Genomic DNA, 15,665 nt, shown 5'->3' with positions numbered 1-15,665 from the left:
TTCTGAAAGGACGTTGTCGTCATGACCTTACATTTACACGTTGGATACACCCCGACCATGAAATCTGTCAACTTACCCACCGATTGGCTGCCGTTTAATGATTACCCTTTGGCAGCTTTCAATGCAGTGGTGGTGCATGCGGCCGATCAAAATGTCTTTGACCAACTTGTTGCCAGTGAACTGCCTTTGCCGGTCTTTGTCATTGGCCACCGCCAAAATGATTCAACCGGCCAGCTGGACTTGACTGAAGCACCGCGACTTGATGCTAATTTGCTCACTCAAATCACCGCGGCAGCGACACATTACGAAAAGACGATGATTCCCGCCTTTCTAAATGATCTACTGAATTTTGCACAGGCAAACCCGACAAGTTTTGCCACTCCCGGTCACCACAGCGGCCAGTATGATAGGTTGGCCCCCGCCGGTTATCTACTTTATCAAGCTTATGGGGACACTTTTTTTGCCAGCGATACCAGCGATGTGGTCACTTCACTGGGAGACATGTTGACACATGGCGGCAGCCCGCTGGCAGCTGAACAAGCCACGGCGCGGTTATACCATGCTGATGAAACTTATTTTGTCACCAATGGCACGACTGGCTCCAACAACATTGTAGCCAGTGCGTTGCTGACGCCAGGTGATCTGGTTTTATTTGACCGTAATAATCACAAATCTTTTTATAATGCCGCGTTGGTACAAAATGGGGCCCGCCCGGTTTACCTTGACACCCTCCGTACCCAACGCGGATTAATCGGTCCACTTGACCTTACTGATATCAGCGCTAACCGGTTACGCCAACTGGTTGCGAGCATTGATCCGCAAAAAGCCCAAGAACGCCATCCGTTTAGACTGGCCATTCTTGAGCTGGAAACCTTCGACGGTATTGTTCCTAATGTCCGCCAGTTACTTGATCTTTTTGGCCCACTAACGGACTACATTGCCTTTGATGCCGCTTGGGGCGGATACGAGCCCTTCATTCCGGCCATGAAACCAACGGATCCTTTGCAAGTGCCATTGAGTCCGGATGATCCGGGCATCATCGTCACCCAAAGCGTTCACAAGCAACAATCCGGCTTCGGCCAAGCGTCTCAGATTCATAAAAAAGATGCGCACATCAAAGGACAGCCACGCTATGTCACCCATGAGCAATTCAACCATGCGTACCTAAAACACGTCACCACTAGCTATTCTTACCCACTTTACGCATCGTTGGTCGCTAATACCGCGATCAATCAAGGCCGCCGCGGTCAAAAAATCTGGGCAGACGCTCTTCAGGCAGCACTCGCTTTCCGTCGCTCGTTAAGTGATTCTCGCCTGTTTTCGGCCTATCAAAATCCGATGTTGACCGCAATTGCCCCGGAAAAGGCAACGACTTCTGCGGAAGCCTGGTCAATGACGCCTAACGCCAAGTGGCATCAGCTCCTGCACTTAAAGCCGAACCAAGCTTATCTTGATCCTGGCAAGGTCACGGTGCTGCTACCGGAAACGGCGACATTTGGCGTTAGCGGCTGGCTGGTCGATCGCTACTTGCTTGATCACGGGATTGTCCCGGAAAAAGCCGATTTGAACAGCTTGCTGTTTTTGATGACGCCAGGATCTGCCACAACCGACTGGCAGCACCTTCGCCAAGTTTTGCAACAATTCGAAAAAGATTACTTTGCCAACAAAATGGTTGCCGAGACATTACCAAAATTAGTGGCTGAAACCGGTGAAGCTTATCTGTATATGACCTTACGCGAACTGGGCCAGAACATGTCCGACTTTTTCCGCGAAGCTAAGTTAGTCCAGCAGCAACAATTACTTTTTACAAACACGAACAACATACCGACTGCCATGACGCCACAAGCAGCCGACCGCTGTTTTGTCCGTGGACAATTTGACACCGTGCCACTGCAGGCTGCGGAAGGCCGAATCGCCGTTGCCGGGGCATTGCCGTATCCTCCTGGTATTTTCGTCGTCGTGCCGGGCGAACGCTGGCGTGCGGTGGCCATTCACTATTTTGAAACGTTATTTGCCGGCATCCATCGTTTTCCTGGATTCACGCCGGAGATTCAGGGCATTGTGACCGGCTCGGACGGTGAACCTTACGTGCAGGTTGTGGCGGACCATTAACATAGATTTGAAAATTCCGCAGTGGCAATACTAAATCAAAAAAGCGCCAGTGCACTGCCCGTTTGCAGTGACGCTGACGCTTTTTTGCATGCGAATTGTCTACTTAGCTTGATCAAAAAAAGTCGATTGTGCCGCCCCCATGGTTGCCAGTTTGATATGTGCGTAAGTCAAACCGCCTTGCAAATAAAGTGTGTATGGCGGACGCAACGGACCATCCCCAGAAAATTCAACCGTTGATCCGGCCACAAATGTCCCGCCGGCCATGATGACCTCGTCTTCATAACCAGCCATTTTCTCCGGAATCGGCGTCACGAAGCTGTCAACCGGCGAATTGGCTTGAATGGCTTTGGCAAACTTAACCATATCAGCTTGGTTGCCGAAATTAACCGTTTGAATCAGGTCTGTCCGCGGCGCATCCCAGGTTGGTGATACATCTAAGCCTAACTTTGCAAATAAGGCCGCTTCAAAGATGGCGCCTTTAATCGCATTACCGGTTGTTTGCGGTGAAATGAAGAAACCTTGATACATATCAGCCAGCGCACCGACAGTCGCCCCCTCGGCACCGCCAAGACCAGGCACCGTGAAGCGATAACTGATGCGCTCAATTAAATCCTTCTTGCCGACAATATACCCACCGGTTTTGGCCATGCCGCCCCCAGCATTTTTAAACAGCGATCCAGCCATGACGTCGGCGCCGACTTCAAGTGGTTCGGTTGTTTCGGAAAATTCGCCATAAGCGTTATCGACAAAAATCCAGACATTCGGCAGGACGCTGCGAACAACTTTGATCATCGCGGCAATCTGATCAACCGTAAACGAATCGCGCGTTGCATACCCACGCGAACGCTGAATCGCAACCACTTTGGTTTTAGCGGTCAGCCGTGCCTTAACCGCATCGTTATCGAGTGCCCCATTTGGCAAAAGATCAACATAATCGACGCCAATACCATATTCTTTAGGACTACCAATACCGTTGCCAGCAAGTCCCAACACCTCTTGCAACGTATCATACGGCTTTCCGGTGATGTACAAAATCTCATCCCCCGGGCGGACAAGCCCAAGCAATGCAACCCCGATGGCGTGAGTGCCGGAGACAAATTGCGGCCGCACAAGCGCATCTTCACCGCCTAAAACGTCAGCATAGATGGCCTCAAGCACATCGCGGCCCTCATCGTTATGGCCATAACCGGTTGATCCGGTTAAATAGCTTTCGGCAACATGGTGTTTCTGAAAGCTCGTTAAAACTTTATCTTGGTTCTCCAAAATTCGTTCATCAATCGCAGCCAATTGTGGTGCGATTTGGGTATCGACTTCCCTGACCATTTTTAATAAGGCGGGATCAAATTTATCTGTCCAACTCATCTTTTTCTCCTTTAACCGGTTGCTTCAGCCATCGCCGCACTAACGCAACCACTGACTGCTTTTCTTCCGGATGAGCAACCAAATCAAACCAATGTGTCGGCATTTGGTTGCGAAAATAGGTCAGCTGCCGTTTGGCAAAGTGACGTGAATGCTGCTTGATGAGCGCCACACAATCAGCCAAATCAGCTTGACCTTTAAAATATGGAACCAGTTCTTTATAGCCAATGGCCTGCATTGCCTGAGCATCAGGCGGAACAGTTTTTAACAAATTGACGACTTCTGATTCCAGTCCCATCGCCATCATGGCGTCCACCCGCGCATTGATTCGCTCGTATAAAACCGCGCGGTCCGTGGTCAAGCCGATAACCAATGTTTCATAAAGCGGTTGGGGCTGGGGCTGTTCGGAAAACCGTTTGCCGGTCAATTCGATGACTTCCAGCGCGCGAATGACCCGCCGCGTATTAGCAGGTTCAATCTGCTTCGCAGCGATTGGGTCTTGCTGGGCTAATTGAGTCCATAACCATGGCGCACCATGCTCGGCTAATGCCTTTTGCCATCGCTGACGGACACTTTTTGGCGGCGCTTTACCACCCAGCGGCAGATTCAGGCGTAAACTATTCAAATAAAAACCGGTCCCGCCAACTAAAATCGGCAGATGATGCCGTTCACTGACCATCGTGATGGCATTTTCGGCGGCTTCTTTGAATTTAGCAACCGTGTAAGGCATCGTTGGCTCAACGATATCCAGTAAATGATGCGGGACGCCAGCCATCTCGTCAGGCATGACTTTAGCGGTACCGATATTCATATGACGATAAATTTGATACGCATCACCATTGATGACTTCGCCTTGAAGCTGCTGGGCCAAGTAAATGCCAAGATCACTTTTACCCACAGCTGTTGGTCCCACAATTATGACGATACGTTTTGCCGGTTTATCCATTTCATTAAGCTCCATCAATATAGTATAATAAATTCAGTATCACAGATCACCAATCAGGGGGGATTCTCATGAAACATAAATTTGCACGCGGCTTTTTCGTTGGCACGTTGATGACGCTTGGCGCCATTGCCGGCAGTGTTTTCGCCTTCAAGAAAAATTATGTCGAACCTGTTGAAACCAAGGCCGATGAAATCAATGAAAATCGGCGCAAAGCTAATCGCAAACGCTTCTCAGCCCATCAAGGCTAAGCAAATAAGCATCGCTTAACAAAAAAAGCAATCGACCAGTGCGATTGCTTTTTTTGCTGCCTATGTACGGCTCAATAATTAGTCGGGCTTTTTTTGATTTTGCCTGACCAGTTATCGTAACCGCCTTTTAACCAGCTGATCTTCTCAAAGCCATTCTTGCGCAAGCGCCGGGCAGCCCGCAACGAAAGGACGCCGGTTTTGTCATAGAGATAGACCGGCAAATCTTTACGCATCTCGCCTAACCGCTCACGCAGCTGCGTATACGGAAGGTCACGCGCACCAAGAATATGGCCTGCTTTGAATTCGTTGCGTTCCCGTAAGTCGATAATCTGGGCTTTGCGCATCGTGTGCTCAAATTCTTCAGGTGAAATTTCGCCACCGATGGCCTTGAATTTCGACTTTTGATAATAGCTCCACAACCAGCTGAAGCCCCAGTAAATTAAAAATAATCCAACAAAGATTAACAGATAAGTTAACACTTACACGACTCTCCTTTTTCCCTTACTTCAGTGCCAGGCTTGCGGCTCCAATGACGCCAGCTGTATTGCCCAGCGTTGCCAACCGCAATCGGGTGGTTTCACGAACATTCGGGAACGTATTTTCTTTGAAATACTTATCGACGCGTTTAAGCAAAAAGTCGCCTGCCGCCGACACACCGCCACCGATGACGATGAATTTCGGATTCAATAAATTACCAACGTTCGCTAAGGCCAAACCAAGATAGAAGCAAACCCGGTCCACAATCATCAAAGCCAGGCGATCGCCGTCTTTTGCCAAATCGAAAACGATTTTGCTAGAAATCTCGTCCCCATCGTCCAGCGTTTGCTTCAACTTTGAGTCGCCGGCAAATTCTTCTGCCATGTCACGAGCAACCCGCACCACGCCGGTCGCACTAGCTACTGTTTCGAGGCAGCCGCGCTTGCCACAGGTACATAGATACCCGTTAACCGGATCGACGGTGACATGTCCTAACTCACCGGCAGAACCGGCAACGCCATGTAACAGCTCGCCATCTGCAATAATACCGCCACCAACGCCCGTACCAAGCGTCACGAAGGTCACATCCGGGTCATTTTCACCGGCGCCTTTCCAGCGTTCGCCCAATGCCGCAACATTGGCGTCATTATCAATGTTGAAAGGAATCTTGGTGCCGGATTCGATCACTTTTTTGGCTTGCTGCAATGTTTTCCAGTTCAAATTGTATGCGCCAATAACGGTGCCAGCTTTGATATCAACAGAACCCGGAGACCCCATGCCGATCCCGGCAAAATCGGCTGGCGACATGTTGTAAAGTTTTAGGTGTTCGTTAATGGACGTCACAATATCCGGCAAAATATGGCTGCCTTCATCCAGAATGTTGGTGTCGATACTCCAACGCTGCTGAATATCGCCTGCTTGGGTTAAAATAGCAAATTTAATGGTTGTCCCGCCTAAGTCAACCCCGATTAATTTTTGATTATTCATTTTGATCATTCCTCCGTTGATCTGAATGCAAAGGTAAATCGTGATTCAAGGGATCTTGCTCTTCTTGTTCATGGGCATGCCGCAAAACAACTTTCGCATTCAGATAAACCTTATCGTCAATCAATTTTGCCTGATGCAAACGGTCTAATTCTAGTGCTGCCAGCTCAATATCCCACACCCGTTTACCGACATGGATAAAGGTGCCAAAGCTCTTTAATAATTGCAAAACATCATAATAAGTTTTCATACGATTCCGCGCTGAATTCCAAATAAAATCAAAGCAACCAGTCCAAAGATCAAGGTGACTGCCGAAGCGACGCGCCGGACAGTCCCCATACGACCAAGTGCCGGGGCTCCCAACATGCCGGCCGCTAAGAAACCGCCTAGCACACCGCCAATGTGTCCATAAATATCAACGCCGCTAGAGAAAAGGTTAAATGCCAAGTTCAAGACAACCAACAGCAAAAATTGACGTGATAATTGACGAATGACAGGATTCTCGCGGTAGGTATCCCCTAACATCAAGCAAGCTCCCAGTAACCCGAAAATAGCAGTGCTGGCTCCAGCCGCCAACGTGTTGGGACTGAATGCAAAACTCGCGACGTTACCGGCGAAACCGGAAATGAAATATAGCAGGAAGAACCGCCAATGACCAAATAAACGTTCCGTCATTTCGCCTAAAAAGTATAACGAAAAGCCATTCATCAAGATGTGCGTTAAGCCAATATGAACAAATACCGGGGTGATCAGGCGCCACCATTGTCCGTATAAAATAAGCGGATTAGCTCGGGCACCATAAGCAATCAGCACTTCAGTATTGGTGCTGCCACCGGAAAGCGTCTCTAGAATGAACACCAAAATCGTGACGGCCAGAATGCCGTTGGTCACATAAGCTGAATTTTGAAAACGTGAGCGCCAATTTGCGTAGTTCATTGAAATCCTTTCTAACCTGACTGCCCAAGCAGCAAGTGCGTGTATAACCGTCGCCAAGCGGCAATTTCGCTAAAAAAACAACAGGTGACCCTGTTGTTTTCCCATTGCCACCAGTGCCAATCAATCACTTGACGGCCATGTTCTTGTAGTAGTTTAGCATTTTTTGCACACGCTGCCAACAAAACAACGTTAACCATTGACCGTCTTTTGATGAATTGAATAGCCCTTGTCTTCTTTGATGTCATTCATCTTGTAGAAGTCGCTAAACATTTCTTTGGCAATTTGCAGCTGATAAGGCGTCGTCGTTTCAGCTTTCAGGTTGGGAATAATAACCGCGATCGCAATTTTGGGATTTTTCGCGGGTGCATAGCCAACAAAACTTTCCGTAATGGTTTCAGTCAACGCCGACCCTTTTGATTGACGAGTAAAGCCTTGCGCAGTCCCGGTTTTCCCAGCGACCCCAGGGTTCAGACTATTCAGAGAAGTTGCCGTCGTCCACCCGTTCGTACCATGGACAACCTGCCACATTCCTTGCTTCACCAGATCGATTTGTGCTTGGGTATTCTCGATTTTAGACGTTACAGATGGCTGAGTTGTACTTAAAATCGGTCCCTTACTGCCATCGCTCAAGGTCTGACTGATACTGTTGACCAGGTAAGGACGCATGCGGTACCCATTATTGGCAATCGCACTGATGTACTGCAGCATTTGGATCAAGGTGTAGTTATCGTAGTTCCCGTATGCCAAGTCCAACGCCGACCCAACTAGTAAGTTGCCAGAACTGTCATGGGTACTACCTTCCAACCCGGCAATTTCACCAGGCAAATCGATGCCGGTCTTGATTCCTAAGCCGAACTGGTTGAAGTAGCCGCGCATCTTGCTGAAAATGTTGTTGTCTAGTTTTAGATAATTATTCGGCGAGTAAGCGTAATGGCCTTCCTTCATCGCCAGCCACATCATGTAAATGTTACTGGACACTTCCAGCGCTGAAGCAGCATCCAGCGAGCTGAACGTACCGACAGGGTAAACGGATTTTTTAACTGGTGTACCCGGCAAATAAATCGGCGTGTCTGCCTGGGTATTGTGGTCAACCGTAATAACTCCGTCTTGAAGTGCACCGAGAACCGTCGCCCCTTTGACCGCAGACCCGACAACAAAAGCACGATTGATAACCCCAAGCGCATCGTCTTCGACTTTATGGGTCTGCGTATCCTGATGTTGCCCGGCCATGGCCAGAATCCGCCCGGTATTTGGATCCATTGCCACGGCATATGCACCATCCGATAAACTGCCGGCACCGGCCGAGCGAACCGAACTAAAGGTGTCATCCAACGCCTTTTCGACTTTCTTTTGGTATTCCGAATCAATGGTCAGATTCAGATTGGCACCTTGCTGTCCTTTGAATTTGGAAACCGACTGGACAATTTGGTTATTATTGCCAATTTCAACCTGGGTCTGGCTCTTTGATCCCTTTAAAACATTCTCGTACGCTTTTTCCAAGTAACTGGTGCCGACACGGTCATTGCGCGCATACCCATTCGCTAAGTAGGCGTTCAATTCATCCGCAGGCAGCCCGCTTTTTTCGTTGGAAACGCGGCCGATAATCGAGGTCATCGACTCGCCATTAGGGTATGAGCGTTCCCAATCAGTACCAAGGTTAACGCCTGGCATCTGTGTCAGCCGCTCGCCGACAACCGCGACTTCGTGGGCAGTGACGTTTTGATTTTTCAAATAAACCGTGGATAACTGCGTAGCGCCGTTCATGATTTTATAAAGTCCGGCTGCCTCTTTTTGAATAGGCGTCAATGTCGGCATATGTTGGCGAACATAGGCAACTTGATATTTGTACAATTTATCCGAATCCGCTGACGGCAAATCCTGAATCTTCTTAGGCAGTTTTTTGGTGATTCTTTTTGACACCTTGGTCTGGGCCAGGTAATAGTCAATATAATCACGTTTGGTCAGATTCTCAGCCGGCTTATCAATCAATCTTGCCAGCTGATTGGCAATGTCATACATCTGTTGGGATTTGGTTCCGACACTCTTGGTATAGGTAATCGCATTGTTGGCCTTGTTAGTGACAAGCGCGCGTCCCTTACTGTCATAAATCAATCCACGCGGTACATTGCCGGTGACCGTTGTTTTGTTCGTCCGATCGACTTCGGCAGCCAATCGGGGACCATTTAGAATCTGCAAATAAGCCAGCTGGGCAACCAGTGCCGCTAGCAAAAGAAACGCAATGAAAAACAATAAATTTAAGCGAAACGGAATGTGACTTTTATTTCGTTTCGGCTGCGGTGTACGAATGTACTTCACCCTAAATGCTCCTTTGAAATCTCTATCTTTTAAAGTGTAGCAAAGAACCCGGCAAAACGCTATGTATCTTATGATATGCTAGAAATAACGATGCCGGACGAAAATAAGCCGGAATTAATTTTAATTTAGAAGTTGGTGGGTACCTGTGCGACGACGATGGTTAAAAAACAATCCGCTGATCCTTAGCTTTTTACTGCCGGGACTGTTAGTCGGTTTTTACTTTGCCATTCGCGGCGTTTTCCCGTTTGGTTCCAGCAGCGTGCTCACGGTTGATCTGGGCCAACAGTATATTGACTTTTTTGCCTATCTTCGCCAAACTCTGCTCGGCCACCCGGGGCAGCTTTTTTATGCCTTTAATAAAGGATTAGGCGGCGACATGTTTGGCGTCTTTGCATACTATTTATTAAGTCCGTTTAATTTGTTGGTGATTCTTTTCCCCGCTGACATGCTGGATGTTGCTGCTTTTTTGATCATGATTCTAAAAATCAGCACGGCCGGATTAACCATGGGATGGTATGCCAAACACCACGGAATTAACGGGATGATGATTCCCGCTTTTGGATTGGCATATGCGCTTAGCGGTTGGCTGTTGGCAAACAGTTTCAACTTGATGTGGCTAGATGCAGCGATTTTGCTGCCGTTGATCGTTCAAAGTGCGGAGGCGTTGTTCACCAAAGGCCGGAGCATTGCCTATATCGGCTGGCTGGCGGCTGCCCTTATCATCAACTTTTACACAGGCTATATGATTGCGTTGTTTCTGGTATTATACGCTGCTTATTGGCTCGGTGCCCATGCCAAGTCTTGGCGGCACGCCTGGCGTATCGGATTGCGTTTTACGGGTGCCAGCTTACTGGCCGGCATGTGCAGCGCCGTGGTCCTTCTTCCGACATGGTTTCAACTTGCCCAATCCAAAGCAACTTATACGGTCAAAACGTTCCAGTGGCGCTTTGAGTATGCCCCGGATCGCTTGTTAAGCAAGCTGATCCCGGGCAGTTTCAACTTTGATCAAATGCCTTCAGGGTTCCCGAATATTTATGTCGGCGCCTTAGGATTTGTTCTAGCAGTCCTTTTCTTCTTATCCAGACAGCAGTCATGGCGGCAGAAAATTGCGGCTGCCTTGGTGACCGGTTTCTTGCTACTTTCCTGCATGTTCGAACCGCTGGATTTATTGTGGCATGGTTTTCAATTTCCGGTTTGGTATCCGTATCGTTTTACATTTGTCTTGTGCTTCTGGTTCCTGAGTTTAGGTATTAGCAGTCTGGCAAAGATAGAAACAGGATTATCGCTTCAAAAGCTCGTCATTTTACTCATCGTATTCGGGCTGATTTATGGTGATGTCGCACTTAATCTGAAACACTTCAGCTTTTTGACTTTCGGTAATCTCGTGTTTGGTATCGGTTCGCTGTTACTGGTGCTTGTGTGGCTCAGTCTCGATCAGCACCGGCCGTTATGGTTTGGCTTTGCCATCGTCTTGGTCGACATGAGCGGCAGCATGATTCTGACGCTGAATCAGCTGGCTTACCTCGACCACCGTGATTACCACGATTATACCGCAGCGCTCGTCCAAGGTGCCAACGCCGTTAAGAAAGAAGATCACGGATTCTTTCGCATTGGCAAAACTACAATTCGGACGCGTAACGATCCGATGACTGGCAACTATCGCGGGGCCGACCAATTCAACTCGCTGCTCGAGCCGGCTTTGCCGAAGTTCTTTGGGCAAATTGGCCAACCTGAAGACGATGGCTCGGTGGCATACACCAATGGCACGTTAATCACGGATAGTCTGTTGGGGATGAAATACTTTTTAACGCCGACTCATGCGCAGAACTCCCTACCCGATGCCGGACAACGGCCTGATTTAAAATGGTATCGGCAAGTAAACCAAGTTGGTCCCTGGAAAATCCTGCAGTCACCATTTGCTCAACAAATCGGCTTCGCGGCCAGCACCGATTTACTGAAACAGCAGCTTTATAGTGACACGCCTGTTGCCAATCAATCGTTTATTCTCCAGGCCGCCCTGGGAAAAGACACCGATCCTTATTTTAGCGCCTTGCCACTCCCCGAACCGACGCTTTCGGGCGTTCGCCGCACGACATCAAATGGCACGTTGACATTTACTAAGGTTGGCAAAGGCCGCCATACTGTGACCTATCGTTTTAAACCGCAAGCGGGAAAATGCTACGTTCTGACGCTTGGCAGCCATTTTGCCAATCATCTGGTGAACCTCAAACAAAATGGAAACGCTGTGACGCTCCCTGATAGCTTTAACGACACGATCACTGTAAATGTCACGCCTAAAAAGGGTCTCCAGGAGCAAACATTAACTTTTCAGCTCAATAAAAAAGAGGCGTGGTTTGACAATGTCAGCCTGTATCAAGCTGACGTCGGCACTATTCTACGCGATCTCAAACAATTACAAGCAAGCGGTTGGCGGGTTAAACGCGCTACTGACACCACCATTGCAGCTGATGTCACCATTCGTAAACCAAACCAAATGATGCAAACAACGATCCCAACGGCACCAGGCTGGCACGTCAGCGTTAACGGGAACCCAGTTTCGGTCAAAACCAGTCTTGGCATTTTCATGGCCATTCCGCTTAAGCCCGGGCGTTATCGCATCACCATGCGCTACACGCCGCCATTATTGGGCTGGGGCAGCCTGATAACGGTTATCGGCTTGCTTCTGACGACAGGGTGGTGGTTTGTAACAACTCAGCTCCAGCCCTACCGGAAATCATGATCTGAAAAACAAAAAATCCTTGGGCAGCAGCAACTGCGCCCGAGGATTTTTTACGTGCAGATTAATCATACATGAAGTATGCCTACAATCTGCCTTATTCTTCTTTAAATTCGTACTTAGGTTCATCCAGATGGGCGTCATAATCAACCGTCATCGCAAGGTTTTCAAAGAACCATGCATCGGTCGGATTGACGAAATAGGTCACGCCGTCTTTTTCGACTGACATAATTGGATGCTCTGGATGATCATCCCTTGTCATCCCCACGCTAAAACCATCATGAACCTGGGTCTTCCCATAAGCTTTGCCGAAGAAACGAATGCCGGCACCTTGATCCGGTAAATTTAATTCACGGTGAAACCATTGACTTGCTTTATCAGTGATCGCGAGTTGCAACCCCATCATCTCCTTGATCATTTTTGACCAGACCATGCTTGAGCGCATAAATCGCCGCCTGGGTCCGATCCTCGACATCCAACTTGGCTAATATGTTTGAGACGTGCGTTTTAACCGTTTTCAATGTAATAAATAGCGCTGTGGCAATTTCCTGATTCGACTTGCCTTGCGCAATCAACTGCAAAACTTCGCGTTCGCGGTTGGTCAGTTCGTCATACTGCGGTTGCGGATGATTCATGCGATTCATCATCTTAGTGGTCACTTGCGGCTCAAGTACCCGTTCCCCCTTGGCAGTCTGACGAATGGCTTTGGCAATTTCTTCCGCTGTGGCGGTTTTCAGAATATAGCTCGCCGCCCCTGCCTCCATGGCTGGATACACTTTGGCATCATCGATGAAACTGGTCAAAATAATAATCCGCGCTTGCGGCCAAGCTTTCAGAATCTCCTTAGTCGCCGTAATGCCGTCTTTTACCGGCATCACCAGATCCATCAAGATAATATCAGGCCGATCTTTCAACGCCATATCGACGCCTTCCTGGCCGTTTTCGGCTTGATCGACCACCTCTAAGTCAGGCTGAACGCCAATATACGTCGCCAATCCCAGTCGAACCATTTCGTGATCATCAACGATCAATACTTTAATCATGCGCAACATCCTTTGATAACGGTACTCTGACTTCAACACTGGTTCCTTGACCGACTACGCTCACGACCTTGGCTGTTCCACCCATGGCCGCCGCGCGTTCCTTGATATTGGCAAGACCATAGTTACCGTTGCCACTAGTTTCTTTTGGATCAAACCCAACACCATCATCCACCATACGCAAAATAACCATATCTTGCAACCGCTTCAGATAAACTTCAAGGCTATCGGCTTTCGCATGGCGTAATGTATTACTAAGCAGCTCTTGAACAATCCGGAAAAGATTATCCTCAGTCGCCGCATTTAACTTAATGTCATCCAATTGCCATGTGATTTTGATTGTAATCTTGGTTTGCAATTCTTTCAACAACTGGATAATCCCCTGCTTTAGCGATTTGCCTTCAAGATTAGTCGGACGTAGATGCAATAGCAACGCCCGCATTTCCGCCTGGGCTTCATTGATCACTTTTTGAATCGTATCCAACTGCTTCTGCAAAGCTTCCTGCTTAGGGTCGCGTTCCGCGACACTCCGCAGTGCCGACAACATCATCATCGCCGCAAACAACTGCTGAGAAACCGAATCATGCAGTTCTCGGGCTAACCGGTGCCGTTCACCGGTTAGAATGGCCTCACGGGTTTCGCCGGAGAAGCGCACAGGCGTATTACTATAACGTTCAATCTCACGTTGTAAGCGTATCATTTTTTGCCGTAATGCTTCAAGCAAGTCAGCTGGCTGTTTGCCTAATGCGGCGACTGCTTGTTGGGAACGATTAAAGATCGGTGCTTGATATTGCCCGGCATTCAACTGCGCCAGACGACTATCCAACTGATTACGCATCACCCGTTGCCGCCATAATACAATCACGGTGGCGCCAGAGCTGATCAGTAAGGCGCCAATAAAAAGGTAAACAAATAACGGCGCTGAAAGTACGTTCGCCAACAACAGTTGCAGGAAATCATGACGGGTCACTTTTGCCAGCATAAACACCAAACAGGCCTCGACCAAAATCGTCCAGACCAGCAGGATCATAAAAAAACCGACTAACATCCGTCTTCTCATACTGCCAGCACCTCCAAGTCGCCCACCACCACATTCGTGATAATGTGGATTCGGCGCGGTGCATCGTCGTAATCCTGCGAATAAGCGGTCACACTTTGGCTATGCAGCATCGAATCGGAATCTTCAAAATGCAACCGCCCATAAAACGTCGCATGTTCTACAGCAACGCCAACACCCACGGGAACCAGAATTCTGGTTTTCCCAAAGCCTTTGCGAATCATAATCACGCTGTCGCCTTTGGGTAAAAAAGTGTCACCCAGGTCAATGATGGTATCACCGGCTGGCACCACCATGTTGATGTCATCCCAATCGTAACTGGGTGCAATCGTTTGCCGCCCCGCCCAGGAACGAATGGTTCGCCGTCCGGCTTTTTTACCTGGAGCCTCCGTTACCGGCGCAACGTACTGTTTATGATTCCAAACCGAAAAGCCTGCTTTTGGTTTGGTCAGAACCATCATCAAAAAGATCCCGGCCACCATCAATATGAGCCAAATCGCGGGATTAATAAAGATACCCAGCACCATTAATACACCGCCAAACGTGACACTAAAAGTCCGCAACCGGTGCCAGTGCATGCCTAAGAAAAGAAACAGAAAGCCAATCAGGATCGTTGCCAACGCCATGGGATTCGTAATGATCTGGAATCCTAGCCAGAGTAAGAGCGCAAATTCAATCCCCAAAAACAGTTGCCAGCGGCGCATTTGCGATCCCTCCTTTTAATCAAACTCGTGAATTTATCTGGCAGTGAGGCATCACCAAATTCGTAGCCGACTACCATATCCTTGATTTATTATAACGAATCAAATGCTCGCTAGCTTAGGGCGTAAGGCTGATATTCACCGGCAACTGACATTCGCTCATAATAAAAGCCGGCAACCACGTCCTCTTAATCAGGATGTGACTGCCGACTAGCTTTTTATGAATCAGGATTAACCTTCAACTTTTGTAATCGTAACGGTCATTTCGCCGCCTGGTGTGTTGATGGTAACTTTGTCGCCAACTTTACGACCAATAAGTCCTTGAGCAATTGGGCTTTCATTACTGATCTTGCCATTGAAAGCATCGGCTTCTGCTGCCCCGACAATTTCGTATGTTTCCTCGTCGCCGTCTTCTTCAAAGGTCACTTTTTTACCAATGGAGACTTCGTTTTTGGCAACTGCCTTAGCGTCAATGATCTCAGCGTACCGCAACATTGTCTGAATCGTCACGATCCGATTTTCAAGTGTAGATTGTTCATCTTTAGCTGCTTCATATTCGGAGTTTTCGGACAAATCGCCGAACCCCCGGGCTACCTTGATGCGCTCAATGACTTCTGGGCGCTTCTTGGTTTTAAGCTCTTCAAGCTCGTTTTCAAGTTTCTTTTTACCTTCTGCTGTCATCGGATAGCTTTTGTCTGCCATAAAATACTTACCTCACTTCTTATTTTCCTTAGTCACTTTATTAATCCAGA

At 48.3% G+C, this 15,665-nt stretch carries 15 protein-coding genes; 3 read left to right on the top strand and 12 right to left on the bottom strand.

The window, feature by feature from the left end; translation table 11 throughout:
- The first annotated feature begins 21 nt into the window (after positions 1 to 21).
- The gene (locus LACZS1_RS07230) at positions 22 to 2,112 is read left to right on the top strand and encodes an Orn/Lys/Arg family decarboxylase (RefSeq protein ID WP_070650459.1); all 2,091 of its coding nucleotides are present in this window, start codon (positions 22 to 24) and stop codon (positions 2,110 to 2,112) included.
- 99 nt (positions 2,113 to 2,211) lie between these two features.
- Here the strand turns inward: LACZS1_RS07230 and LACZS1_RS07225 are convergent, their stop codons facing one another.
- Together LACZS1_RS07225 and miaA are read right to left on the bottom strand one after the other, a co-directional pair.
- Entirely contained in the window at positions 2,212 to 3,474 is a 1,263-nt protein-coding gene (locus LACZS1_RS07225) for a methionine gamma-lyase family protein (RefSeq protein ID WP_070650460.1), read from the bottom strand.
- A complete protein-coding gene (gene miaA, locus LACZS1_RS07220; RefSeq protein ID WP_070650461.1) occupies positions 3,458 to 4,417 on the bottom strand; it encodes a tRNA (adenosine(37)-N6)-dimethylallyltransferase MiaA in 960 nt (319 codons plus the stop codon). Before miaA ends, LACZS1_RS07225 begins: the two co-directional genes overlap by 17 nt.
- 68 nt (positions 4,418 to 4,485) lie before the next feature.
- Between miaA and LACZS1_RS07215 the strand changes: the two genes are divergently transcribed.
- Positions 4,486 to 4,665, top strand: coding sequence for a DUF3042 family protein (locus LACZS1_RS07215; RefSeq protein ID WP_010487958.1), 180 nt, complete (start codon positions 4,486 to 4,488; stop codon positions 4,663 to 4,665).
- A gap of 71 nt (positions 4,666 to 4,736) precedes the next feature.
- On the opposite strand, the gene LACZS1_RS07210 is transcribed toward LACZS1_RS07215, so the two are convergent.
- The 5 genes from LACZS1_RS07210 to LACZS1_RS07190 all read right to left on the bottom strand — a co-directional run bounded on the left by LACZS1_RS07210 (position 4,737) and on the right by LACZS1_RS07190 (position 9,378).
- Complete coding sequence (locus LACZS1_RS07210; RefSeq protein ID WP_010487956.1) at positions 4,737 to 5,144, bottom strand: rhodanese-like domain-containing protein; 408 nt, start codon at positions 5,142 to 5,144, stop codon at positions 4,737 to 4,739.
- A 22-nt stretch (positions 5,145 to 5,166) separates the two neighbouring features.
- Positions 5,167 to 6,129 (bottom strand): ROK family glucokinase, encoded by a 963-nt coding sequence (locus tag LACZS1_RS07205; protein WP_010487954.1) that lies wholly within the window; start codon positions 6,127 to 6,129, stop codon positions 5,167 to 5,169.
- Entirely contained in the window at positions 6,122 to 6,376 is a 255-nt protein-coding gene (locus tag LACZS1_RS07200; protein WP_010487952.1) for a YqgQ family protein, read from the bottom strand. The genes LACZS1_RS07205 and LACZS1_RS07200 overlap by 8 nt, the downstream gene beginning before the upstream one ends.
- Positions 6,373 to 7,062 carry a rhomboid family intramembrane serine protease gene (locus tag LACZS1_RS07195; protein ID WP_070650462.1) on the bottom strand — a complete coding sequence of 230 codons (690 nt, stop codon included), beginning with the start codon at positions 7,060 to 7,062 and terminating at the stop codon, positions 6,373 to 6,375. The genes LACZS1_RS07200 and LACZS1_RS07195 overlap by 4 nt, the downstream gene beginning before the upstream one ends.
- A 189-nt stretch (positions 7,063 to 7,251) precedes the next feature.
- Complete coding sequence (locus tag LACZS1_RS07190; protein ID WP_070650463.1) at positions 7,252 to 9,378, bottom strand: peptidoglycan D,D-transpeptidase FtsI family protein; 2,127 nt, start codon at positions 9,376 to 9,378, stop codon at positions 7,252 to 7,254.
- Positions 9,379 to 9,523: 145 nt separating this feature from the next.
- On the opposite strand from LACZS1_RS07190, the gene LACZS1_RS07185 reads away from it, so the two are divergent.
- Positions 9,524 to 12,118: a YfhO family protein gene (locus tag LACZS1_RS07185; RefSeq protein WP_070650464.1), complete on the top strand. Its 2,595-nt coding sequence runs from the start codon at positions 9,524 to 9,526 to the stop codon at positions 12,116 to 12,118.
- Positions 12,119 to 12,212: 94 nt separating this feature from the next.
- Here LACZS1_RS07185 and LACZS1_RS07180 read toward each other — a convergent pair whose 3' ends face one another.
- The 5 genes from LACZS1_RS07180 to greA all read right to left on the bottom strand — a co-directional run bounded on the left by LACZS1_RS07180 (position 12,213) and on the right by greA (position 15,615).
- Entirely contained in the window at positions 12,213 to 12,512 is a 300-nt protein-coding gene (locus LACZS1_RS07180) for a HesB/YadR/YfhF family protein (RefSeq protein WP_010487945.1), read from the bottom strand.
- Positions 12,493 to 13,158, bottom strand: coding sequence for a response regulator (locus tag LACZS1_RS07175; RefSeq protein ID WP_039639112.1), 666 nt, complete (start codon positions 13,156 to 13,158; stop codon positions 12,493 to 12,495). The genes LACZS1_RS07180 and LACZS1_RS07175 overlap by 20 nt, the downstream gene beginning before the upstream one ends.
- Complete coding sequence (locus LACZS1_RS07170) at positions 13,151 to 14,215, bottom strand: sensor histidine kinase (protein ID WP_047106307.1); 1,065 nt, start codon at positions 14,213 to 14,215, stop codon at positions 13,151 to 13,153. Before LACZS1_RS07170 ends, LACZS1_RS07175 begins: the two co-directional genes overlap by 8 nt.
- Positions 14,212 to 14,916 carry a cell wall-active antibiotics response protein LiaF gene (gene liaF / locus LACZS1_RS07165; RefSeq protein ID WP_010487940.1) on the bottom strand — a complete coding sequence of 235 codons (705 nt, stop codon included), beginning with the start codon at positions 14,914 to 14,916 and terminating at the stop codon, positions 14,212 to 14,214. The genes LACZS1_RS07170 and liaF overlap by 4 nt, the downstream gene beginning before the upstream one ends.
- A 228-nt stretch (positions 14,917 to 15,144) precedes the next feature.
- Entirely contained in the window at positions 15,145 to 15,615 is a 471-nt protein-coding gene (gene greA, locus LACZS1_RS07160; RefSeq protein ID WP_010487938.1) for a transcription elongation factor GreA, read from the bottom strand.
- Positions 15,616 to 15,665 lie beyond the last annotated feature (50 nt).

The sequence above is a fragment of the Lacticaseibacillus zeae subsp. silagei genome (assembly GCF_030770335.1).
Classification (GTDB): Bacteria; Bacillota; Bacilli; order Lactobacillales; family Lactobacillaceae; genus Lacticaseibacillus; species Lacticaseibacillus zeae.
The sequence above is the reverse complement of the archived record's forward strand: the minus strand, read 5'-3'. Positions and strand labels throughout refer to the sequence as shown.

What these genes read in the sequence shown, in the direction of transcription:
- LACZS1_RS07230 (WP_070650459.1), top strand. Translation starts at nt 22, where the DNA reads ATGACCTTACATTTACACGTTGGATACACCCCGACCATGAAATCTGTC.
- LACZS1_RS07225 (WP_070650460.1), bottom strand. Translation starts at nt 3,474, where the DNA reads ATGAGTTGGACAGATAAATTTGATCCCGCCTTATTAAAAATGGTCAGG.
- miaA (WP_070650461.1), bottom strand. Translation starts at nt 4,417, where the DNA reads ATGGATAAACCGGCAAAACGTATCGTCATAATTGTGGGACCAACAGCT.
- LACZS1_RS07215 (WP_010487958.1), top strand. Translation starts at nt 4,486, where the DNA reads ATGAAACATAAATTTGCACGCGGCTTTTTCGTTGGCACGTTGATGACG.
- LACZS1_RS07205 (WP_010487954.1), bottom strand. Translation starts at nt 6,129, where the DNA reads ATGAATAATCAAAAATTAATCGGGGTTGACTTAGGCGGGACAACCATT.
- LACZS1_RS07200 (WP_010487952.1), bottom strand. Translation starts at nt 6,376, where the DNA reads ATGAAAACTTATTATGATGTTTTGCAATTATTAAAGAGCTTTGGCACC.
- LACZS1_RS07195 (WP_070650462.1), bottom strand. Translation starts at nt 7,062, where the DNA reads ATGAACTACGCAAATTGGCGCTCACGTTTTCAAAATTCAGCTTATGTG.
- LACZS1_RS07175 (WP_039639112.1), bottom strand. Translation starts at nt 13,158, where the DNA reads ATGATTAAAGTATTGATCGTTGATGATCACGAAATGGTTCGACTGGGA.
- LACZS1_RS07170 (WP_047106307.1), bottom strand. Translation starts at nt 14,215, where the DNA reads ATGAGAAGACGGATGTTAGTCGGTTTTTTTATGATCCTGCTGGTCTGG.
- liaF (WP_010487940.1), bottom strand. Translation starts at nt 14,916, where the DNA reads ATGCGCCGCTGGCAACTGTTTTTGGGGATTGAATTTGCGCTCTTACTC.
- greA (WP_010487938.1), bottom strand. Translation starts at nt 15,615, where the DNA reads ATGGCAGACAAAAGCTATCCGATGACAGCAGAAGGTAAAAAGAAACTT.